The organism is Parasphingorhabdus sp. NYA22 (assembly GCF_976973735.1).
Genome location: NZ_OZ333477.1, coordinates 951949 through 975000 on the forward strand (window position 1 = coordinate 951949; position 23052 = coordinate 975000).

The following is a 23052-nucleotide window of genomic DNA, read 5'->3' on the forward strand; positions in this document are numbered from 1 at the left end:
GACAGTCACAGCAGCTTCCGCAGCGTCCACAGGCTCGAACGGCAGAGCCAATTCGGATGCGAAATCCAATCGATAGGCGCGCTAATATTGTAGCATGTTAGTAAGTGATTTTCTTGGATGCCGGCGCGTCAAAGACTTCAAAAATAAAATGGATGCGGTGCTCGTCGCCGGCATTACAGCCACCATGCCGCCTGATATTGTTCACTTCATAGGCTTCGCCAGCACGCAGTTGAAATTCCGCATTGTCGAACTGGAATCGGACTCCGTCGTTTGTCTGCAGTGGTACGTGGATTTTGTGCGTCTCCAGGTTCGAACCAGCGCCGTCCCGATGCAAATCAATGTGCCGCTTGGCAAGCAGCCGGGCAAGCATCGCTTTGGGAAAAGCCGGCCGGGCAAAATTATAAGGCGCGATCGCAGCCTGCATCACCGGCAGCAACAACGGTTCCCATAACGGCCAGCTGGCATAGGAAACAAAGTTTTCTGCATTCCGGTTATCGGGGATGAATCGGAACAGGATATGCTGTGTATGGTGGAAACAGGGGAAGCTATTGGGCTTCCCTTCGTCCTCCTTGCCCCAAGCCGTTTCCGACAGGTGCTCCACTTTCGCCTTCAGCGGTTCGATATTGACTGAGGAGAGATGCCGGATATGGCCCGGTTTCGTTACGCGCGGTAATGCCCCAATCTCGCCCCGTTCGGACGGTTCAAAAATGTGGTGAGTGATTTGGCCTTTGGAGTCACGCTGCATCAAGAAATTGCCTTTCGCGGATATCGTTGGACTCTGCGGAGGACAATATGGCGATATTTGAACTGCCCACACCAGCCAGCGCCGGATACCGCCTCTTCGCAACAAAGATATGCTCTTATGTGGGTGCAGGCTTTTCCGAAGGTGCGATAAATAATCCATCCGGACCAGTCGGCACACGCACTGGCTGCTGACATCCAACCGATCCCACGATTCCTGGTTCGCATGGTGTTACCCTCGTTTTGCGATGCTCCAACAAAACCCCAACGCGATGGTCGCCGTATCGTCAAGCACTTTTCAATCAGGAGCATTTGCTTTGACAACGCCGTTTTACGCGCCCCTATAAAGCAGGGCAAGTCATAGCTTTGGGGAGCACTGAAACTGCGAGTTGGCGAACAGATACTTAGTCGTATCGTTTGACAAGTCCGGTTTTTTTGTTTTCTGCAGGCGTATCATCGACCGTTCATTTATGCCGTAGTTCTGCTGGTCGTTTTTTTTCGGGCTCCGCAGCCTCGTGACAATGCGATATTGGGAGTTGTAGATTCAGATTGGCTTGCGTGCCACGGGAGAAGGCCGTCTTGATTATCATGCCTGGCTTATGCGAGCTAATTGAACGATCGCCGGTAAACACAACCATATCGGCTTTCAGGCCTCAGGTAGCGATCATCGCATGAGCTTTCACAGCCTCGAGTACGCGCTATTACTTCCATTGGCTCTGCTAGCCTATTTCTGGACGCCAGGACGATTGCGCTGGATCGCGCTGCTACTAGCCAGCGTTCTGTTCTATGCTAGCTGGCGCATCGATTTTTTGGCGCTTTTGCTGTTCTCGGCTGCCGTTGATTATAGTGTTGGGAGGGCATTACCTGCGGTTCACAGCCAGGGGTGGCGCCGCGTCCTTATGGGCGTCAGCCTCACCTGCAATTTGGGGCTGTTGATCGCTTTCAAATTTTTCACGCAGACGGCCAATGGTTGGTTTCAGGTCGCGTTCACACCAACAGACGGTGCGGCGACCCCGATGCTGCTTTTACTGCCTTTGGGAATATCCTTCTACACATTCCAGACGCTGGGCTACACTATCGACGTGTTTCGCAATAAGCGGGAGCCCGAGCGGCATGCAGGATATTTTGCGGTCTATGTCATGTTTTTCCCGCAGCTAATTGCTGGCCCGATCGAACGTGCCGGCCGGTTCATACCGCAATTACGACGCGTCAATGATTGGGACTGGGCGCGCGGAGCCACTGGATTGGGCCTTATAATCATAGGTCTGTTCAAAAAGCTGGTGATCGCCGATGGGTTGGGCCGTTGGATCGGAACACAGATGGTGCACTGGGAAACCGCTTCCAGTCTGACATTGGCAAGCGTTTCACTCGGTACGGCATATCGATTCTACGCCGATCTTTCCGCCTATGCAGACATTGCTATCGGATCAGCGCTGCTATTTGGCATAAAGCTCTCGCAAAATTTCAACCGTCCTTTTGCTGCGGAATCCATAAGCGCTTTTTGGCTGCGCTGGCATATTACAGTGTCGAACTGGTTTCGGGACTATCTGTATATTCCGTTAGTTCGCCGGCTGGGTGCCAATAGTGCAGCACGGTTCATTGCCACTCAGATCACGATGATTGTGATTGGTTTATGGCACGGGGGCACGCTCAACTGGCTTGTGATAGGTACCGTTTCCGGGCTGATTATTTCGATATCCAATTTAGGGCGTAAGCGCGTGATTGCTTCCGGAGTTTACGGGCCGACGATCAAGCGAAGCTATGACTGGGGCGAGCGTATACTATTGTGGCCTTTTCTGCTGTTTCTTGGATCAATGGTGGCACTGCCTGATTTTTCTGATGCAGTGCAGATGTTGGGGCGTATCGCCATGCTTCCTGCAGAGCTGATCCGTTTCGACCGTTCAGCCTTGCCCGCCTGGCCCATCTACCTTGCAGTAGCCATTTTCCTTTTGGAGGTATTTCAATGGTTTGATGTAAAATACAGCGTACATAGCCGTCTCGCGACAAGAAGCTATGCATTAACCTTGGCATTTTATCTCATGCTATCTGTGTGGATCATTGTGTTCGGTACATTCGATACGCCCGATTTCCTGTATTTCCAGTTCTGACCCTTATCGCGCGACGCGCCTGTTCCGGCATATTGTATCGCGTGCAACATTTCGTTGCTAGAATAGAATCCCTCGCGCCTATGTTCATGAACAATCTTGGCAAAAGTTTAATGGTCTAGTTCCTTGCCGCCATAAAGGGCCTACTCGGCTGGGCCTTGTCTTGGGTACAGCTTGTCCAAATAAGAAATCTATCGCGATAATATGGCTCAATTCCATGCAGCGGGCGTCGTCTTGTAAATCAATATCGGTCACTTCTACAGCATTGTTGAGGCAATGCGTTTTCCTATCAGTCTTGCAGTCAAAACGTCTCTTTCACGGAGTGGCATCAGATTCGATTTGCCCGGAAATAGCCAATGTGATGCGGTTGATCAGCACCATTGAGTAGCCTAACATCAAAATATGCAAGCAACCGCCCCCGACATTGAAAAGGAACCGGCAGGCATGCTCAGGGTAGGGTACCGTATTGCGTTCGCCATAGGTGCATTCCTGGCGTGTATCACCTTGCTCAATGTATTAGCGCGTTGGGCTGAAGGCCCCGACTATTTGGCCGATTGGCAAAATGAGCTTGATCGCGCCGGGCAGGCAGAGGTCGCCGTTTTGGGACCTTCCATTGCGCAGCACATTTATCCTCAAGCTATGTGCCAGCAAGGCATTAACTTGGCCGGTGCGGGGGAGGACATATTTGAATCTGAGGCCCTGATCATGCATTTGCATGAAGCTGGCAATTTACCCAAGTTGGTCATCATCGGTCTTTTCCCGGGTCTGTTTGAATCCGACAATGGGGCGGACGGTACGCATAGATCGTATCGGCGGATCTATGCCTATCGCAATCTGCAAGCTCGCGGGGATTGGCGCCTGATCGGCACTGATTGGCAAGGCGCAGTCAGAGCGCTAGCTTTTCCAGCCTTAGGGTATGACCAGTGGCAAGGCCACTTTCGGCTTATTGGTGACAAATTGGCCAAGCGTAACTCTATCTTCCAAGATCCAGCGTTTTCCCAACAGCAGCTAACCAGCAGCCAGCTGGATGTTCAGCAGACGAAGCGGTTCTTATCCAAGCGAGATAACGAGCTTGCCTCAATGCGGCAGCATGATGTCTCGATTTCAGAAAGAGCACAGAAGGCTATCCTTAGGATCAACGCTTTGCTTGCCGCAAACGATTCGCGCTTGCTGCTGGTTACCATGCCGGCTGGGCCTGCTATGTCCGCTGCAGCGCCTACAGCGCTAGCCGACGATTTGGTGCAGTTAGCAGAAAGAGATGCCGAATTTAGGGCTGCCGGAGTGCTTACTATCAATGACCTGACGACTACGGATTTCAGTCGGGTTCTGGATGGCTTCCGTGACCCGATACATTTTAACCGGGACGGCGGCATGCGTTATTCCCGTGATCTTGCGCAGCGATTAGCTGCACGGGGCCTGCTACCACAGCCAGAATGCGCAATAACAAGCTGACGATTTGCTCTGAAATGTGGGCTTAGATCACATGCGATACTGAAGCACTCGGAAATATAAGAAACAATTGCTGGAGACGCAGCTACCAATCTCCATGTCTGCATTCGGGGCGCCTGATCTTTAGGTTAGAAGGTTGGCTCTGCGGTGCAAGCCGTCATACGGTTTTCAACGTCGCAACGGGGAGTGCCCTAACATGGGGACGCGCTTGGGTATGGCGTGGGTGGTGCTCTGGGCAGGCAACTCGTGATTTGCTATCGGCTGAAATGGAAGGTGTCAAACACGCCTTCTCACGTCGGTTCTGCGCCTTCTTACCGTCATTACCAATGTCGAAGCTTGTTGTTGAAAGCAGACGGCCAGCCCGTACCCTTTTGCTCGCGCTCGAATGGCAGCAACTGGGTGGGAAGCGGTCTGGCGGATTCTAAATGGCTGGTTGGAAAAACAGACATTGATCAGACATCAAGAGTCAGCCTGGAGTTTGGAGTGCCTTGTGCGAATGATCAAAAAATCAAACAGTATTTTATTTGCTACTTATTACGACGTTAGGCGCAATACCCTCCCTAGTATATCGGAATAACGAGCGGGATATCAAAAACGACGGTTGCTCACTGATAATAGATATCGACCGAACAAATCTTTTCGCGCAATCAAGCTAAGTTGCGAGCGATGATGTGTTCCATTTCTCTCGTTTTCGATAGAGCGTTGACGGGCTGACTCCTAGCTTCTGGGCCGCTTTGGTCAGGCTGCCGTTGCAGCTGCGAACCGCCCTTTCGACAACCACCTGCTCGATCTGATCCAGTGTCATGCCATCGAAACCGCTGAATCCATCAGACTTGTCCATCCTGCTATTTGCTGATTGTTCGACACCTGGCTCAACCGACAAAGAAGGGCGTTGGAAAGTTTTTTGCGTTTGGACTGTTGGATCGACAAATTCTGGCAAAATGCTCGCGTCGAGATTAGGACCGCCAAACATCACTGCTGCGCGGCGCATGAGGTTCTGCAGTTCGCGCACATTTCCGGGCCAATTGTGGCGTTCGAAATTTTCAGCCAAGCTGGAACTTAACGGCAAGAATTTCTTTCCCTCCTCCTCGGCGAATTTCATCAAAAAGGAATTTGCCAGCAGCGTGATATCACTGCCTCTTTCTCGAAGCGGTGGCAGATCGACAGGGACAACGGCGAGCCGGTAGTAGAGGTCTTCCCGAAAACGTCCTTGTTCGACTTCCCGCGCTGGATTTCGATTGGTTGCGCAGATTATCCGTACATCGACATCCTCGGCCTTGGTCGCGCCCACTCTCTGGACAGTTCCTGTTTGCAAGAACCGTAGCAGTTTGACTTGCAATTTCAGTTGCATCTCGCAAATCTCATCGAGAAAAAGGGTTCCGCCGTGAGCGGCCTGCACGGCACCAACTCGATCAGCAATGGCACCGGTGAATGAACCTTTCAGATGCCCAAAAAGTTCTGATTCCAGCAGATCTTCGGGAATCGCGCCGCAATTGATGGCAATGAATGGTTTCTTACCTCTGGGTCCGGACTTGTGGATTGCATCAGCGCAAACCTCTTTACCTGTCCCGCTTTCGCCGGTGATAAAGACCGTCGCCTTGGAATTGGCGACATTTTTTATCTGGCGATAGACTTCCTGCATCGGCGGACTGGAACCGATAAAGCCTGCAAAATCGCTGGTACCGGAAATGCTGCATGGCTGTTCCTTTACGTCGGCCCGGACAGATTTTGTAACCTCGACAGCCCCTTTCATTGCCGTCACCAGACGGGTTGGTGACAGCGGCTTGACCATGAAATCATAGGCACCCAAGCGCATTGCGTCGATTGCCCGATTGATTGACCCATCTGCCGTCGCAACAATGACAGGAATTTCGGACAATATGGCCGCATTATGCTCCAGCCAGTCGAGACCGTTGCCATCGGGCAATTGCAGGTCCAGCAAAACAGCCGAAAATCCGGCTTTGCTATGCCCCAATTCCGTGCTGGCATCGGCAAGGCTATCGACAATGACGCAATGGAAGCCCGCGGTTTCCAAATGACCTGCATAAGCAATGGACAGTGACGCTATGTCTTCGATGATCAGAATTTTGTGGCTGGACACGGGCTTATCCTTTTATCCTGAATATCGCTGACTTTCCATCAACGGCACATTCCCATTCCAATAAACGCCGGTCATCATAATGTTCCATGCAGCCCTGGACCATGCCATGGGCAATAGCGGCCATCGGCCGATGCGAAAGATAGTGAATGACCGTTTCACCATTTTGCTCTTCCGCGGTGACCTGAGGAGGGCGCGCATCGGGATAGAGAACACAGACTTCTGTGTGAATATGGCTGCCGACATGGGTCAAAAGAGCTTCCGCTGTTTTGTATGATTCCATGATATGCGGATATAGTATATTGAACCGACCGTAGAGATATTTACCAAACACACGACATAGTTCCGTTGTTTCGATGCCGGATTTTTCAGAAGCTTCGCCGACCATGGCCAACGCATATTCTGAAGGATAATTGCCGATCGATGTAAACGCACCATCATTGGGAAGCGCGGCACCTGAAATCACTTGGTCGGCAAATTCAGGCGATTGGACTTTCTCCATAAATCGCACCAACTCCGTAAAAATTATACCCTTCATCTTGCTCCATTCCTTTTCATACCGGATGCTCTCCAGATCAAAGCATCTTCTATGCCAAAATGCGAATGGCTGATTTTTGCGATCCCTTATCGCAGGCTTGCATTTTGCAACGATACTTGCTTGCAATATGCAACAAAAGCTTCGCAAAATGCAAACAAGCGCTGGAATATTTTGCATTTTCGGAACATTAACCTTTGTACGTCGCATAAAACAGGCAATGGCACGGCCGTTGCAGTGTGTAGCCTGAACTCAATCTTCAGGTGAAATATGACCCACAAAACAATCGCTATTCTTATTTCTGCATCGCTTCTTGGCGGCTGCGCGACCATGGAACGGCCTGCAAACGCTGTTGGCAGTCAATACGCGCCACAGCAATTCGAGGCCCCCGGAGAGGGCCATGACTCATGCCAGGTCGCAATGGCTCCCACGCATGACTTGCCAACCCAGCAGGTAGCATCGCATATATTTGCCAGCACCCCTGATCTGCTGGCATCCGGAGACCGTGTCCGCCTGAAAGTCGCTGGAGATCAAGACAGCCTGTCGCGGACCTATGTGTTGGCCGCTAATGGTACGATCACTTTGGATGGACGGCTGGTGATAGCAATAGCCGGAGGATCCATCGTCGAGGCAGAAAAGGCCATTGCAAAAAAATTGGCCGATGCAGGGCTTATTCGTGGTCTCAAGAACAGTGTACGGCTGCAATTGTTGGAATTGGGTGGAATCAGCGTCGCGGTCAGCGGTGCGGTGTTCGAACCGGGAATGATCCGGGTGGGAGAGCGCAATGCGGAGACCCGTGGCGTGAATTTGAGCAACAGTGATTCCGGCGATCGCAATGCCAACCGGTCTTTGACGACGACATTGCGAGCGGCTGGCGGCGTGCGGCCCGACGCTGATCTTTCAGCTGTATATCTTGTCCGCGGCGGACAATGGTCGAAAATCGACCTCAACGGGGCGATATACGGCAACGCTATTGATGACATTGCATTGACGGCAAACGACCGGGTCATTGTCGGATCGCGGGCCTGTTTCCAGGATGCCTTGGTGAAGCCATCGCAGATTACCGCGCCCGGTATCAGGGTTTACATGTCAAACCTGTCCCGTCCGGCAAGCAACAACGCCTCATCCGCGATTAATCGGGATGCGACAAATCTGCCTTACGGCACCCGACTTTCACAGGCCATGGTGGCCGCTAACTGTGTCGGCGGATCGGCGATGAACGCAGCTCGAAAAGTCGTGCTGATGTCGCGCAACCCGATTAACGGGAAATCGGTTGTCATCCAGCGCTCGGTCGAAAAGCTGGTCCGCCAGGATGATCGCGATGGCAAGGACCCTTATCTCATGCCGGGTGACAGCCTTGCCTGCTACGATAGCTTCGCGATGAATGTTCGGGATGTTATCAGTCTGGTCGGCGAAACCGCTTCCCCATATTTTCTTCTGAAAAATCTGGATTGATCATGCAGCAGAAAATCATCGAACAGCCCGGCCTGAACACACGGCTCTGGAACGCCGTGAAAAACCGGAAACCGCTGCGCATGCGTCACCGGCGCTATTTGAACACGGCGGCGATATGGATTGTCGTAATCTGGGTTCTGACAGGCTTGTTCCTGGCATTGGCGCCCGACCAATATCGAAGCAAGTTTACCCTGATATTGCCAGGTTCAGGCGCTGGCGGGTCATTGAATGTGGAAAGCATTGGTCAGGCACAATCATCGGTTTCTTCTGCTTTTTCCAGCGCCACCCTCAGCCCTACCGAGAATTACAAGCGCCTGCTGATGACGGACAAGACTTTGCGCCAGAGCGCGGAAAAATCCGGTGACCAGTTGCACAAGTTCCCCGCTCCCAATGTGAAACTGATTGACCAGACAAACCTGATTCAGGTGGAAGTGATTGGCGCCAACGGCGAGCAGGCGAACAAACGCGCCATCGCCCTGAAAGATACATTCCTGAAACAACTGGATGAATTGCGCAAAAACGAAGCGGAAATGCGGGAAAGTTCCGATAATAAAAATCTGGTCGGTCTGGAAAAGAAAGTCAGGACGACCCAACAGGCTTTGCTGGATTTTCAAGCGAAAACGGGGTTGGTATCGCTGGACCAGTTCAATACCCGGATTGCCAATATGGACGCGCTGCGCCAGCAAGAGCGAGAAGCGCGGATTAGCCTGCAGCAGAAATCTGCGGAATCGGGCCGCTTCTCTTCCATTCTCGGCAAGGGTGTCACTGGCGCCAATACCGCATTGCGGCTGCGTTCTGATCCGGTGTTCCAGCAGTTGGCAGACCGCTATGCGAAACTGGAAGTCGAGGTACAGGAAAAAGAAGCCACATTGGGCGAAAATCACGGCGATATGGTGCAGGCCAATTCCGAGCGGGACCAGCTAAAAGGTGCCCTGGTTAAGCGCGGACGCTCTCTCACGGGTCTCGGTGCCGATGCAATTTTGAAAAACGTGGATATCGCGGTTGCCGATGGCAGAGCCAATATGATGCAGGGAATGATCGTGGCCAACTCCCAAAGCGCTGGTGCACAGGCAGGCCTTGCCGAGATACGCAGAGACATTTCCAATCAGTCTATGAAAAGTGAAAAGCTGGTCAAACAGGCGTCGCAACTGGCAGATCTTGTGCGAGATCACAGGGTGGCCGAAGCGGTATTTTCTTCTGCGCTGGCGCGGGTTGATACCAACAAGCAGGATCCCTTTGCTTCCTATCCGTTGGTGCAGACACTGGAGCAGCCATCCTTGCCGCAATCGCCGTCGAGCCCTTCTGTTTTGCTCGCTTTATTAGGCGCAACCGGTGCGACCTTCATCATCCTTGTAGGACTGGCATTATTATGGTTCAGACAACCGATCATTCGCAGAATAGCGCCGAAAATCTGATCTATTATACCATAATAGCCACATGGCTATTATGGTTGATCGGCGGCCTATATATAGCTGGGCCGGTACTGGGATGTATACTCTCCCTGCAAGCGCTCTATTTCTACTATATCGCACCAAGCTTGCCAAAAGCCAAGCGACTGACAACGCCACACTGGTCTGTATCGATATGGCTCGTCTCGATGATCATGATGTTGGTAATTTTGGTAGCGGGACATCTGAATTTCAGTCTCGGTACGGGAGTGATTATCAAATCCACGATCGGCTGGGCGAAGGGCTGGCTTCTCATTGCGTTGTTCATATTTGCTGGCGCGGTGCTCCCGATCAGGGCCGAGATTGTCTGTCGGGCGATCTGCCGAACCGGGAAATATACGATATTTCTGCTACCCTTGTTTCTCGCCGCACCCTTTGTCGGTCTGCCAGCGAGCCTGTGGGTTTCGCCGTTGAAGATAATTGGCGGATCCGGTCCGGAATATTTTGCCACGATCCTTTACACTTTGGAGCCCGGCTCTGGAGTACCGCGGTGGCAGTTTTTTGCGCCATGGTCGCCCGCAGCCGGGATGATCGGCCTGGTCTATCTGGTCTGCGCGATCCAGGAGAAAGACCGTGGATGGCGAAGCTGGGGTATCGCTGCTGCCCTCGCCATGATCATATTGTCTCAATCGCGACTTGCTCTTGTCGGCCTGGTGATTGTCGCTCCCATTTCCTTCCTCTTCAGCCAGGTTACCCGCCCGTGGATGTGGTTTGTGATATTGCCATTTGTCTTGCTGGCTGGATGGTTTGCGATTGATATTCTCGAGGCGCTGAATCTCGCAAAATCCGAATTTTCCGGGGCCCGTGCTGACTCAACGAGGGTGCGTGAGACATTGGGCCGGATTGCAGTGGAACGCTGGCAAGCCGAAGCCTTCTGGTTTGGCCATGGTATAGTCGAGCGCGGCCCGCATCTGGTCGAATATATGCCCATTGGCAGTCACCACAGTTGGTATGGGCTATTGTTCGTAAAAGGCTTGTTGGGGTTGTTCGCGCTGGCCATACCGATGATGGTCACACTGGCTTTGTTTCTGCGCTCTGCCTTAACCTCCGCATTGGGACGGATGGGGCTTTCGTTGGCCCTACTTTTGCTGATGTACAGCTTCGGCGAGAATCTGGAATCTCTGGCCTATCTCTACTGGCCGGCCCTGCTGCTGATCGGCATGGCGTTGCAAAATTGCCGGCAGGTGCAGCCTAGCTGATCGCCTTCTTTCTGGACCGCGAGCCATTGCGGTTCAGCAATGCCATCTGCCGCAGTGCGTTGCTCGGCGGCATCGCCGGGGCTGTTTCCTTGCCCCTGCGATCAGATGCGGGATCAGACTGGCATCGCACTGTCGTCTTCTTGATCCGTTTCAGACACGAATAAACCCGCGTGGGCGATAAACCACCCGGCCCGTATAAACCTGCCTATCAGACACAAAAAAGCTCTCGCAATCGCGAGAGCCATTTCGTTGGTCCGGTCAGACCGAAAAGCAATCAGCTGCTTATGCAGCCTTGAGACTGGCCGGACATAAGATAAGGTCCGTCAATATTTCAAGCCAGGCTTCAACGCGCTGTTCGGTGACGCGAAGACAGGCTTCGCGTGCCGCAACCGACATGCTGATCAGTGGCATATGACGCAAACCCTCCATCCATTTGACGACCGAGACTCGGTCGTCGAAGTCTATGATCAAACCAGAATCGCCGACCTGTTCCGACAGTCCGCCAACACCGGAAACAAATATCGGACGGGCAGCCAGGCGTGCTTCGGTTGCGACCAGACCATAGCTTTCAAATTTCGACGGAACAGCGACCACGTCGCATTGCCCGAGAAAGTCGTCAACCCGCTCTACCGGCCCGTAAAATGAAATATTGGGATTTGATCCGGCCAGTCGCTTCAGCTTGTCTTCGTCCGGGCCAAATCCGCCGATCAGCAGTTTCACTTCGTTTTTATCATCCAGAAGATTCATCGCATCAATCAGCCTTTCCAGACCTTTGTCCTCGACAAACCGGCCATAGGCACCAATTGTGATGGGCTCTTTCAACGAAAAGTGCGGGCGCGAAAGCTGCACCAATCCTTGCATATCACTCCAGGGATATATGACCTCGCGCTTTGGTTCGCGGAGATCAGCCACTTCCTGCAGCCAGAGAGCTTGGGCGTCGGAGACACATATTACGCGATCAAAAATCTTGTGGGCCAGTTTTAGCATGGAACGGAAACGCGCTTTCTCGGAAACGTACAGGCCTTCCCACTCCCGGGAATAGCTGTGTTCCATAAGCACCAGACTGGAGCGCGAATTGCGCGCTGCCAGCGAATAAAGGAAAGGCAAAGTTTTCCAGCTCACTGAAAAATGGACAACGATCACCGCCGCGTCAAATTTTGGCGCTATACTCCAATCCGGATGGACTTCTTCGGTCGCAAAATCATAATGTCGCTTGAGGGCAGGATGCTGGAACAATTCCAGACTGCGGGTGACGCCGCCAAGCGACAGATCGTCTAGCAAATGAACAACTTTTGGCAATTTGGTCATGCTACTGCCCTCCCGCCCGTCCAGCTGGCGGCCAGCTTGCTCACAAGATTTGTTGGCAGGTAGCGTGCAGCAGTAGCCGCGAGAAAAGTGACTGCCGACTTAATCGGCTCCTTCACCAGAGGCTTTGAAGAAACGGCAAAGGCCTCTTTGAGAAGACTGAGCGCGAATGCACCATCGCCCATTTGCACGGCCCGACGGGCAAGATAGCGCAACTGATAAGCCCGCGCTTCATCACCAAATTGGGCAAGAAATTCCGGTGCACTGATCTGTGTCTTTGTCATCATCCGGTTCCAGCTATCATATTGCGCTGCGATATTCGCCGAAAGACCGCCCGAAATTATGCGATAGTTGGTAAGCAACCCGTCGATGCCTTCAAAATGAAATCCGCTCTGCAGTGCCATCCGGATCCACAATTCGATATCTTCGGATTGGCGAAAGTCCTCGTCAAAAAAGCACAGTCGCTGTGTTTCTTCCGGATGATGGAAAGCAATAGTATCGAGCGCCGTTTTGCGGATGACGGCTGCAGAGCCATTGCCGACCGGATTGCGGGTCAGAATGTCTTGTGCGGTAATATTTTCCAGTTTGGGCCGTTGCGCCTGACGGAGAGGGGTCCCCTGTGCATCCATGAACCGGGAGCCGCTGTAGCTGACGCCGACTTGCGGATTGCTGTCCAGATGGATTTTGTGCAGCGCCAGTTTCTCCGGGTTCCAGCTGTCGTCGGAATCGAGCAGTGCGATATATTCTCCGCGCGCTGCCAATATGCCTGTATTCCGGGCGCCGGCAAGGCCGCGATTAACCTGCGAGATAATTCGGATACGCGGATCGTTAAACGACGCGCAAATTTCAACGCTTCTGTCGCCCCCGCCATCGTCGACGATGATGAGCTCGAAATTTTCGAAAGTCTGGCCGAGCACGGAGTCGATCGCCGCCGAGACATATTGTTCGACATTATAGACTGGCATGATGATCGAGATGGCTGGTTTTGTCATTGGATATTCCTTTTTGGATTTAATATCAGGCAAAGATGCGAATTCTGGCGGACCGCGGAATGAGTAACGCTGCGACCGCCGAAATGAGGGTAAGCCAACCGCGCCTTGCATCATTCAAAAACGCCAGATGGTCAGAGCGAAAGCCCTGAAGTGCGTAGGAAAGCGCTACAGTCGCTGGAGCACCTGCGCGCAGTGCGCGGCGAGCAAGGTAACGACAATATACGGCTTCAGCCGATGGAATGGTCAGGCCGTCGCTATATTGCGTCACGAGCGACCGCCATCCGGCGTACATTGCTGGCAAATCAACGGACAGGCCATCGGGGCTCATGCGATAATCAACCAGATGGCGGTCTATTCCACAAATCATGTGACCTTGACTTACCATCCGGGCGATCCATTCCTGATCTTCGGCATAAGACATATTGGTCAGAAAACCGCCAACTGCATCAATCGCCTGTTTTGAAACGACAAGGTTGGACATTGTGCATGTGGGATTCTCAGCGATGATCTGATCCACAGACAATGCGCCAGCCTTAACGGTAGAGAAAGTCTTTGCTCCGGATCCACTCAGTGCATTGTGATCCATGAAGGCGATCTGGGCATAGCTTGCGGTCAAATCTGGTTGCCGCTGATGGAATGCGCGATGTATTGCCAGCTTGTCGGCTGTCCAAAGATCATCGGAATCCATAAATGCGACTAGCGTACCTCGGGCTTGCGCCAGACCAAGGTTGCGCGCTGTCGAAACACCCTTGTTGGACTGGGATATCAGCTTGATACGCTCATCTTCGGCGGCAATCGACAACATGATCGCCAGACTATTGTCCGTTGATCCGTCGTCGATGAGGATCAGCTCAAGGTCACGCTCTGTCTGTGCGAGAACCGATCTGATTGTAGCGTAGAGTTGTGCTTCGGCGTTGTAGACGGGCAGAATCACTGAAAAATGCGGATGGTTCATGCGGAATATTCCTGTTCGGTGTAGATTGATCTGGTTGCGAGAATTATCGAATAGGTGGTGATGATGAGAACGGTGCCGATCACCCAGCCAGCGGCGGCTTGCGTCAGTCCGAAATGGGCGCCGACAAACATGGCAGACAGAGCGACGGCACAGACAATAAGGCCGAGCCAGGCATCAAGCGCAGCCTTGCCATGTGCCCGCAGATAGGCTGATGCCGTGGCACCGAGCAGCAGAGGAACGCCGGCGAGCGACAGAATCTGGATAAGGGGTATGGCCTGGACCCACTTGGCACCAAAAATAAGCGGGACATAGATCGGTGCCAGAAAATATTGTGCGGCGGACAAGGCCCCGAATGCCAGTATGCCAGCGCTGATAATGAGCTTTAGCGCACCCGCGTCGTCTGCCTGACGATTTTGATTACACAGATAGGGATAGATAACCGTGCCAAATGCAGTTGCCAGCGTGCCGATTATGCCGATACCGGCGTTGAAAGCGAAATAGTAGCTTCCCAAGGCGGAAACACCGAGCAGGCCGCTGATGATCAGCTTGTCCAGATTGTTCCGCACCGCCAGCAATATATCAGTGGCCAGGATCGCTGCGCCGAAATTCAGAATTTCCGAACGATTGGCAAACCCATGCAATGGATTGGCCGACCAGCTTTCGGCCCGTCGCATCATGATCAGCCACAAGGGCGCCGTTAACAGTTTCGGCAATATAATCGCCCAAGGGTTGGCCCAGGCAAGGATCAGGGCGCCTGTTATCAGGTGATCAGCGATCGTCTGCGTGGCGCCAATTTTTGCTACGGTCGCCAGTTTTTGCGCCCGCATCAGGCGGAAGCATTGCACCAGACCACCCGGCATGAAAAAATAGACGCCTGACAGTACAGCCAGCATCTGCGCTGCGAGCGTTTGATGAAAAACAAGGAACAGGACCCCGGCAACCAATAGCTGCACAACGGCCACCATGGAGCACCAAAACCAGAATATGCCGATTGCCGAATTGCAAATCGACTCCAGCGCATCGTCGGACGCCGATATGATTTTTTGGCCGACACCGATATTGGCAAGCACACGCGTCAGTTCGAAAAGACTGAGCGTCAATGCTGCTACGCCGACCAGTTCCGGCACAAGCTGACGGGCAATAACAACAACCACCAGAATTCGGACAATGCGATTGACCAGTTCTGCCGATCCATATGCCAGCAACCCGTGCAGGATGGAGCGCTTATTGCTCTGCTGTTTTCGTGAAATTGCGGCGATCATATTGCTATTCCCAAAATGGTTCGGGATATTCAGTTCAATTGCCGTGCCAGATTAGAAGAATGCCGGTTTCCTGCGCGGAACAATGCCTACCGGAATTTTAATCACCAGTGCCGCTTTGCAAAGTGGGTTGTTTCATTCGCATTTTGCAAAAATTATCGCATTTTGAGCGAAGCCAAGTCATGCTAAAAACAATATTTACTATTTAAATATTTGATAAATATGTATTTTTAACTTTTGGCACGCAAAATGCGGAGATGTGACCAGTCAAATTTGGAGTCACATCATGAGCAATTATCTATCCGCCGCGAGCTTTTCCGAGAATGGAAGCCGCCGCATCTCTCATCTTTTAATCGGTCACCCTAATGTAACCGAGCTGGCCATTTCTCTATATGATGACACAGCCATTTCCCTCTTCGGAATGCACTGCGCAAATGGTTCGCTATCCGATGTCGCTGCAAAAATCGTTTGGGCGGCATCACGTGGGGAACAAAATACGATTAATTTCATCAACGCCCATTGTATCAATATTGCGAAGCGCGACGCCCAATATGCTGCCAATGTGCGCTCTTCAAATATTTTACTGCCAGACGGTTCGGGCCTCCGACTAGCCGGGAAGCTGGCAGGATTGGGGCCGGTCAGTAATTTGAACGGAACCGACCTGTTTCCGCATATTTGTGAAAAAGCCGCCCAAGCCAATCAGAGTATTTATCTGTTGGGGGGAAAGCCGGGAATAGCTGCCGCTGCGGCCAAGAATATGCGCAATCAATATCCGGGCCTGGAATTTTCCTGTACGCAGAACGGCTATTTCGCAAATGGTACAGACGAAGAAATTATAAAACAGATCAACCGTTCTGGTGCATCAATTCTGATGGTCGGCATGGGCGTGCCCCTGCAGGAAAAATGGATCGCCAAATATCGCGCACAGATCACTGTACCGGTAGTGATGGGTGTCGGCGGTCTATTTGACTATTATTCGGGCAAAATCCCGCGCGCTCCGGCCTTGCTCCGTGCCTATGGACTAGAGTGGTGCTGGCGCTTCGCCATGGAGCCCCGCCGGTTGGCTGGACGATATCTGAGTGGCAATATACGGTTCGTCGGTCACGCTATCTCCCACGCATTCGTCGCTCGAGGGCATGCAGAGCGCTATGCCGCCGCTTCCAAACGCACTCTGGATCTGTCGATCGCGCTGCTTGCACTTCTCCTTCTCGGACCATTGGTTGCGGCAATCTGCTTGTTGATTACTCTGGAAGACAGAGGCTCTCCGTTTTTCCGCCAGACCCGGATCGGAGCAGATGGGAAGCCATTTCAAATATGGAAATTCCGATCAATGTACAAAGACGCCGAAGCGCGAAAAGCACAATTGGCCAATCAAAGTGAGCGGGACTCGATTTGCTTCAAGATGAAAAGTGACCCGCGAATCACGCGTATAGGGAAGTTTATTCGTCGCACATCCATAGATGAATTGCCGCAAATTCTGAACATCTTGTCGGGTCAGATGTCCGTCGTCGGACCACGGCCAGCGCTCCCTAATGAAGTGCTGGCATATAAGGATAGGGAGAGAGGCCGTTTGACCGGAAAGCCGGGCTTGACCTGCACCTGGCAAGTATCCGGCCGTGCCGATATTCCTTTCGATCAACAAGTTGATATGGATTTGGAATATCTGTCGAAAAGATCGCTGCTGCGTGATCTGATACTCATTACCCGAACAGTGCCAGCGATTATCACTGGCAAAGGTGCCTATTAGGACTTCGGAAAATTCTCAATCTCTTCGCTGGTCCGCCCATTGCTGTGGTCGGCGAAGAGCTACTATCGTATAATCGAGCATGTCCTGGACTGGCAAGAGTTCTGCCTGCGAACCCAATTTGCCATTCTGCCTGATGACATCTATTTTCTCCAGTAGTGCATAGGCGCCAAATCCGCTGCAAATGCCTCGCAACGCATGATGGGCCGCATTAATCCCAAGTTGATCCTTGGCCATCCAGGCTTGAGTAAACTGCTCGCACCATTTCACGATGTCGCTGCTGACCGCTTCGACCAGAGCCGCGCGACGCTTCTCCGGAACGGCGTATATTTGTTCTTCAAACTTGGCACGGTTGAGAAACTCGACTTCACCAAAATCGGGAACGCGCTTCTGATTTTCTGATTCAACGGTCCTGTGCTGGTCATCCAGTCCGCAAATCTGGCCAACCACGTAATGTAGCCCGGAAAGGTTTATCGGCTTCGAAATCACGCCATCCATTCCGGAGGCCAGGATGGCGGTTCGTTCGCTGTCACCAGCAAATGCCGTAACCCCAAAAATCGGAATCTTCGCATATTGCTCGTTCGCTCTGATCTGGCGTGTGGCTTCCATACCGTTCATCGGCATCCAAACATCCATCAAGATGCCATCAAAATCGCCGCCGGATAGAGCATCCAACACCTGTGAGCCATCATTCACGACCAAGGTCTCGCAACCTATATTTTCCAGCATCGCGGTAAGGACAATCTGGTTCGCTTCGATATCCTCAGCAACCAGCAATTTCGGCGCACGGCCGTTGATCTGAAATTTCCTTGACACGACGGTTTGCGACTTTGCCGCAGCCAGTTCGGAACCATCCCCAAGGCTGACCGGGATGACAAACCAGAATATGCTGCCTTTGCCAATATCGCTGTCCACACCGATATTTCCGTCCATGGCGTTGACGATGCGCTTGCAGATGGACAGACCCAGGCCGGTCCCCTCAATCTCGGTGTTTTGGGCATTGCCCCTGTCCAATTCTTCGAACAGGCTTTCTTGCAGATGCCGGGGGATGCCATCCCCGCTATCCGATACCGAAAATTTCAAAAACAGACCGTCGTCTTCTGTCAAAATGTCGGCAATCAGATCGATCCGGCCATCGCTGGTATATTTGATCGCGTTGCTGATAAAATTGTCGATCATTTGCCGCGCGCGCGTGGGATCGGTAACAATGTAGTCTGGGCAGTCCGGCGGCAGGTTGATGCTGATATCCAGCTTCTTTTTCCGCGCCAGCGGTTGCCAGGTATCGGCCGCCTTCCGGACGAGTTCCGGCAAATTCAGTTCCCGCATCTGCAAATTCAGATGCCAGCCATCGGCTCTTGCATATTCGATAATATCCGCCAGCAGAAACAAAAGCTGATCGCCACTGTTCCGCGCCAGTTCAACCTGTTTCAGCTGCTCTGCAGTCAAATCTGTAATGCTCAGCAATTCCAATGTCGCCAGCACGGCATTCATCGGTGTCCGGATGTCGTGGCTCATCATCGCCAGAAACCGGGATTTGGAGCGATCAGCCGAGACGGCCGTTGCGCGCGCCTCTTCCAGAGCAGCGCCCATCATCTCCATTTCGACAAGGCGTTGAGCCAGTTGCTCACTTTTGAGTTTTTCTTCTTCCCTCGCGGATTTCAGATCATTTGACAAATTTTGCAATTGCCGCGCCCTGCGCTCGCTCAGTTTCCGCAGGATCTGCTCTTTCCGCTCGGCCTGCCGGTCTCTGGTGATATCGCGAACCGCACCATAGCCAAAAAATCGCATTCCGTCCGACGATCTCTTCTGCGTAACCGACCATCTCAGCCACCGCGTTTTGCCATAGTCGTCGCAAAAGCGAAAATCGCCTTCGATATTTTTATCAACCAATCGGCCTTCAGATGCCGCGATGAGTATCGCCATTGCATCTTCCTGGTCATGCGGGTGCACCATGGTGGCAAATTGTTCGAAACTGGTGATTGGAGTTTTTGAACCGAGCACTTTGGCAAAATTGTCCGAGCCGATAAACTGTTGATCCTCGTCACCATAAAATGTGGCAACATTTGCCAAATTCTGGGCGCTGACATGAGATAGTGTCTGCCGATTGACATGCTCGAGCAACTCGACTTCTTTTTGCCGCAAAAGATCCTGAGCCTGCGTTAACGAACGACTTTTCGTTTCGAGCAGCTGCTCGGCTTCCGCGCGCGCAGCTTCGCTTCTAGCCAAGCGACGTTCAATCAACTGCAATTGCAGCGCTTCAGCGTCCGGCGGCGCAATTTGTGCTGGCCCAACCATGATTGCCTCTACCATCTATTGGTTTATCGTTGATGAATTTGCTGATACTCAAAAGGTACGAGTAACAGCTTGTTTCTTCCAGTCATAAATTAAAACTCGATCGCGATTGCCCTCGCGAGGTGCGAAATCGAGAGCATGGCCTCGAATGTTTGCTCTTCCGCGAACCTGCACCTAATATTTGAATGACTCAATTTGGGGCAGCTCCCGACCAATCGCTTATATTTTTCATCTAATCAGTTCGGAAGACCGAAAGTGGATGGAAAGCGGTTATTGCCATCTGCCTTTTCTGACGCCGGTTTCATCCGGAATGCCGACGCTAGCCTTCGGATTGATGGACTGCCAGAATGAAACGCTGTCCGCCAGTTGCAATGCTTTTAGGTGGTCGAAGCTCACGAAACTCAGGAACTTGTGGAAAAATCATGCGATTGGTTTGATGGTGATTCTGATTGCGCTTCATGCGTCGTTCTATTTTGCCGAGGCAGATACGAGAGAGTATATTGGCGTGACGATTGTTGGAGGCATATATATTATCTACTACTTTATCAGGCAACGCTAAACCGGCACCTTGGATTGATGTTGACGTATCACATCCCCAAGTGACCGTAATTATTCCGGAAGTTTCAAAATCGATCGCCGCCATCCAAACGTCCGCTTGTTATCGATGATCTCCTACAAGCAGACAGTCCGCTTTCGGCCCAATCGCCGCCGGTCAATTAGGGAAAAGCGACCTCTACTGCCTTCTTTGCGATACGCACCTGCACGGGCGTGGTTGCGAGCACTTCGCCATCGATCGAAATTTTGAGATTTGGGAATGTTTCCAACTGAAATGATTTTCCGGTAAATTCACGCGAGTTTGCGTTTCTGTCTCTCAGCTTGAGCGCTTTTGCATACCAGTCCCACATAAGCTGGAATTTGCTCTTCCCCACCACAGCCTGAACAACGATCTGCCCGCTGTCGATTTCCGCATTGTCGGACAGTTCCAGACCGCCATGATAGGGACCGTTCAATATACGCACTTCGGTTGACCACAATGTGTGCTTTTCTGAACCATCATCGATTATCAGCTTGAACGGCCGGAAACCGATCAGGCATTTCATGGCCCAGAACAGATAGCCAAAACGACCCAGATAGCGCTTCAAATTATGCGGGACCGTTTCGCCAATGATCGGTGAAAGGCCTAGTGATGCAGCGTTTACGAAATAATCCTTATCGATCATGCCAAGATCAATCCGCTTGCGGTGTCCATGCGCGATGACGTCAATGGCTCCGTCAAGATCGAGAGGCAATCCCAGCGTGCGTGCCGAACTGTTGGCGGTACCAAGTGGTAAGATGGCAAATATGCAATCGGTACCGACAAATTCGTCCACCACGCCGGAAAGCGAACCATCGCCGCCGCCGACTATGACCATCGGCGCGTTCTTGATGGCTTGCCGAACAATCGTGCGAATATCGTCAGGATGCTCCACGGCCTGTGCGTCCAACAGATTAACGCCAGCTTTAATGAGTTTTGCTTTCGCCTCTTCGAACTGGTCTTCTCCCTTTCGGGATCCGGCGTTGACAACGAGAATGGCGTCCCGAGGGAGAGAATGGGTTTTCATGGAGACACTACGCCGCGGCGGATGTTTGGATGCACGATGAAACTTCTTTAAGTTTCAACAGTTGAACCTGCATGGCACGGATCGCACATTTATCTGACATTCACTTTGGCGCAAATGACCCGAACATCGTTGCGGCAACGATCGATTGGCTGAAAGAGAAACAGCCCGATCTCGTCATCATCAGCGGTGACCTGACACAGCGCGCGCGAGAGAGTCAATTTCAGGATGCCGCCGACTATCTGCACGCATTGCGGGAGAACGGGCACAAATTGCTGGTCATCCCCGGCAATCATGACATTCCATTATATGATGTGTTCAGGCGCTTCGCGTCGCCACTCGGCCGTTACAAACGTCATATTGCACAGGATCTGTGCCCTTGGGTGGAAACGGACGAAGTTGCCGTCTTGGGAATCAATACGGCTCGGTCGCTGACGATCAAGGATGGACGTATCAACGAAGAGCAGATGCAACTCATTCGTCAGCGTTTCAAAGGTGTCGCGCCCAACAAAACCCGAATCCTGGTTACACACCACCCGCTATTTGAATTGCCGATCGGACAAGGCAACGAGCTTAGCGAAGCCGTGGGTCGGCACCGGGATGCTCTTAGGGCGATCGCCGACGCTGGAGTACATTTAACATTGGCGGGGCATTTCCACCGAACCTACGCCGAGGCCGCCAGCAAAATGGTGGCTGAGGTCGGGCCGACCCTGGTAATTCAGGCGGGTACAGCCACCTCGACCCGTCTGCGCAATCAGGAACCGCAAAGCTTCAACTGGCTCCACGTCGAGCAAGGCAACCGAATGGAATTGCAAGTGATCGTCTGGAACGGCGAAGATTTCCAGCGCGCAAGCCACGTCGGGTTTTCCCTGAAAGGGAGGCGATGGCATTCGGAACAACTGGCCACGCAGGAAATGGCCGCAGATGAATTCTCTGAGCCAGATTATCGCTGACCGTAATTTTAGTATATATAATTGCAGTCAAATACCGGGGTGTTACTCATAATGACGGAACGACATTTGCAAACTGCCGTTTCAGCGCCTTGGCGGTACCGAACTCGGTTAAACGGAATTCAAGAGCATCTCTGCCGAGCCGGTGCTTCTTCAGCCGGATGCTAGTCGATGAAACGTCACAAACCGGGTCGATTGCCCATTGTTTCGCCGAGACGCACCAGTCTCTCCGGTGCCCAGTCGGCTGAGAAATCGACGGTGTGCTGTTGGAACAGCAGGACTACCGTAGAACCGAGCAGAAATCGTCCCATCTCCTCACCCTTTTCGAGCGCGATGTTCTGGTCGGTATAAGTCCACTGCGTAATCTTGTTGGCGGGCTTTGGTTTGACAACGCCGTGCCAAACAGTTGCCATGCTGCCGACGATCGTAGCGCCGACCAGAACCATCGCGAACGTGCCATGATCCGGTGATTCAAATATACATACTACCCGCTCGTTTCGCGCGAAAAGGTTCGGCACGCCGCGCGCAGTAGTGGGATTAACGGAAAACAGCGAGCCTGGCACATAGATCATATTTGTAAGCCTGCCGTCACAAGGCATATGCAGGCGATGATAATCCTTGGGCGACAGATATACATTGGCGAAGCTCCCGTTCCGGAACTTTGCTGCTAATGCCGTATCGCCGCCAAGCAATTCGGTCGTCGTAAACGAATGGCCCTTGGCCTGAAGGATGCGCTGGTCATCAATAGCACCTAGCTGACTGATCGCGCCATCCACCGGACAGGCAAAATCCGCTTCCGTTATGGCGCGCGCGCCCGCTTTGAGCGGACGGGTAAAGAAGGCGTTGAAGCTGTTATAGCTCGAGATGTCCGGATTTTCTGCTTCGCTCATATCGACCGCATATTTGCCAACGAACCAGCGTATCAGC

18 protein-coding genes (1 of these 18 only partly in view) are annotated in these 23052 nt (G+C 52.4%); 7 read left to right on the forward strand and 11 right to left on the reverse strand.

Annotated elements, in window-relative coordinates; all coding sequences use genetic code 11:
- Window positions 1-97: 97 nt before the first annotated feature.
- Entirely contained in the window at window positions 98-904 is an 807-nt protein-coding gene (locus tag ACWFTY_RS04720) for an aspartyl/asparaginyl beta-hydroxylase domain-containing protein (protein WP_447526238.1), read from the reverse strand.
- 508 nt (window positions 905-1412) lie between these two features.
- Between ACWFTY_RS04720 and ACWFTY_RS04725 the strand changes: the two genes are divergently transcribed.
- The gene (locus ACWFTY_RS04725; RefSeq protein ID WP_447526239.1) at window positions 1413-2849 is read left to right on the forward strand and encodes an MBOAT family O-acyltransferase; all 1437 of its coding nucleotides are present in this window, start codon (window positions 1413-1415) and stop codon (window positions 2847-2849) included.
- Window positions 2850-3248: 399 nt separating this feature from the next.
- The gene (locus tag ACWFTY_RS04730; protein WP_447526240.1) at window positions 3249-4298 is read left to right on the forward strand and encodes a hypothetical protein; all 1050 of its coding nucleotides are present in this window, start codon (window positions 3249-3251) and stop codon (window positions 4296-4298) included.
- A gap of 649 nt (window positions 4299-4947) precedes the next feature.
- Here ACWFTY_RS04730 and ACWFTY_RS04735 read toward each other — a convergent pair.
- Together ACWFTY_RS04735 and ACWFTY_RS04740 are read right to left on the reverse strand one after the other, a co-directional pair.
- Window positions 4948-6396 carry a sigma-54-dependent transcriptional regulator gene (locus ACWFTY_RS04735; RefSeq protein WP_447526241.1) on the reverse strand — a complete coding sequence of 483 codons (1449 nt, stop codon included), beginning with the start codon at window positions 6394-6396 and terminating at the stop codon, window positions 4948-4950.
- A gap of 4 nt (window positions 6397-6400) precedes the next feature.
- The gene (locus ACWFTY_RS04740; protein WP_447526242.1) at window positions 6401-7138 is read right to left on the reverse strand and encodes a heme NO-binding domain-containing protein; all 738 of its coding nucleotides are present in this window, start codon (window positions 7136-7138) and stop codon (window positions 6401-6403) included.
- Between the two features lie 60 nt (window positions 7139-7198).
- Between ACWFTY_RS04740 and ACWFTY_RS04745 the strand changes: the two genes are divergently transcribed.
- The 3 genes from ACWFTY_RS04745 to ACWFTY_RS04755 are packed head-to-tail and all read left to right on the forward strand — an operon-like array spanning window position 7199 to window position 11030.
- Window positions 7199-8383 (forward strand): polysaccharide biosynthesis/export family protein, encoded by a 1185-nt coding sequence (locus tag ACWFTY_RS04745; protein WP_447526243.1) that lies wholly within the window; start codon window positions 7199-7201, stop codon window positions 8381-8383.
- Window positions 8384-8385: 2 nt separating this feature from the next.
- Window positions 8386-9798, forward strand: coding sequence for a GumC family protein (locus ACWFTY_RS04750; RefSeq protein ID WP_447526244.1), 1413 nt, complete (start codon window positions 8386-8388; stop codon window positions 9796-9798).
- On the forward strand, window positions 9753-11030 hold the full coding sequence (locus ACWFTY_RS04755; RefSeq protein ID WP_447526245.1) for an O-antigen ligase family protein: 1278 nt from the start codon (window positions 9753-9755) through the stop codon (window positions 11028-11030). The genes ACWFTY_RS04750 and ACWFTY_RS04755 overlap by 46 nt, the downstream gene beginning before the upstream one ends.
- Window positions 11031-11312: 282 nt before the next feature.
- Here ACWFTY_RS04755 and ACWFTY_RS04760 read toward each other — a convergent pair whose 3' ends face one another.
- From ACWFTY_RS04760 to ACWFTY_RS04775, 4 genes are read right to left on the reverse strand one after another with little or no spacing between them, the layout of a single operon-like run.
- Entirely contained in the window at window positions 11313-12338 is a 1026-nt protein-coding gene (locus ACWFTY_RS04760) for a glycosyltransferase family 4 protein (protein ID WP_447526246.1), read from the reverse strand.
- Complete coding sequence (locus ACWFTY_RS04765; RefSeq protein ID WP_447526247.1) at window positions 12335-13327, reverse strand: glycosyltransferase family 2 protein; 993 nt, start codon at window positions 13325-13327, stop codon at window positions 12335-12337. Before ACWFTY_RS04765 ends, ACWFTY_RS04760 begins: the two co-directional genes overlap by 4 nt.
- Window positions 13328-13352: 25 nt before the next feature.
- Window positions 13353-14282 (reverse strand): glycosyltransferase family 2 protein, encoded by a 930-nt coding sequence (locus ACWFTY_RS04770; protein ID WP_447526248.1) that lies wholly within the window; start codon window positions 14280-14282, stop codon window positions 13353-13355.
- Window positions 14279-15544: an oligosaccharide flippase family protein gene (locus ACWFTY_RS04775; RefSeq protein WP_447526249.1), complete on the reverse strand. Its 1266-nt coding sequence runs from the start codon at window positions 15542-15544 to the stop codon at window positions 14279-14281. The genes ACWFTY_RS04770 and ACWFTY_RS04775 overlap by 4 nt, the downstream gene beginning before the upstream one ends.
- 256 nt (window positions 15545-15800) lie before the next feature.
- Between ACWFTY_RS04775 and ACWFTY_RS04780 the strand changes: the two genes are divergently transcribed.
- The gene (locus ACWFTY_RS04780; protein WP_447526250.1) at window positions 15801-17288 is read left to right on the forward strand and encodes a WecB/TagA/CpsF family glycosyltransferase; all 1488 of its coding nucleotides are present in this window, start codon (window positions 15801-15803) and stop codon (window positions 17286-17288) included.
- Between the two features lie 15 nt (window positions 17289-17303).
- Here ACWFTY_RS04780 and ACWFTY_RS04785 read toward each other — a convergent pair whose 3' ends face one another.
- The 3 genes from ACWFTY_RS04785 to ACWFTY_RS04795 all read right to left on the reverse strand — a co-directional run bounded on the left by ACWFTY_RS04785 (window position 17304) and on the right by ACWFTY_RS04795 (window position 21178).
- Window positions 17304-19595, reverse strand: a complete 2292-nt coding sequence (locus ACWFTY_RS04785; RefSeq protein WP_447526251.1) for an ATP-binding protein — start codon at window positions 19593-19595, stop codon at window positions 17304-17306.
- A gap of 301 nt (window positions 19596-19896) precedes the next feature.
- Entirely contained in the window at window positions 19897-20220 is a 324-nt protein-coding gene (locus ACWFTY_RS04790) for a hypothetical protein (protein WP_447526252.1), read from the reverse strand.
- A 73-nt stretch (window positions 20221-20293) separates the two neighbouring features.
- Window positions 20294-21178 (reverse strand): diacylglycerol/lipid kinase family protein, encoded by an 885-nt coding sequence (locus ACWFTY_RS04795; protein WP_447526253.1) that lies wholly within the window; start codon window positions 21176-21178, stop codon window positions 20294-20296.
- 71 nt (window positions 21179-21249) lie between these two features.
- Here ACWFTY_RS04795 and ACWFTY_RS04800 point away from each other — a divergent pair, with 71 nt between their 5' ends.
- Window positions 21250-22128, forward strand: a complete 879-nt coding sequence (locus ACWFTY_RS04800) for a metallophosphoesterase family protein (protein ID WP_447526254.1) — start codon at window positions 21250-21252, stop codon at window positions 22126-22128.
- Between the two features lie 176 nt (window positions 22129-22304).
- On the opposite strand, the gene asd is transcribed toward ACWFTY_RS04800, so the two are convergent.
- Window positions 22305-23052, reverse strand: partial view of an archaetidylserine decarboxylase gene (asd, locus tag ACWFTY_RS04805; RefSeq protein ID WP_447526255.1) — the 3' portion only. The gene runs 107 nt beyond the window's last position; only the last 748 of its 855 coding nucleotides appear in the window; its start codon lies off the right edge, out of view; it ends in the stop codon at window positions 22305-22307.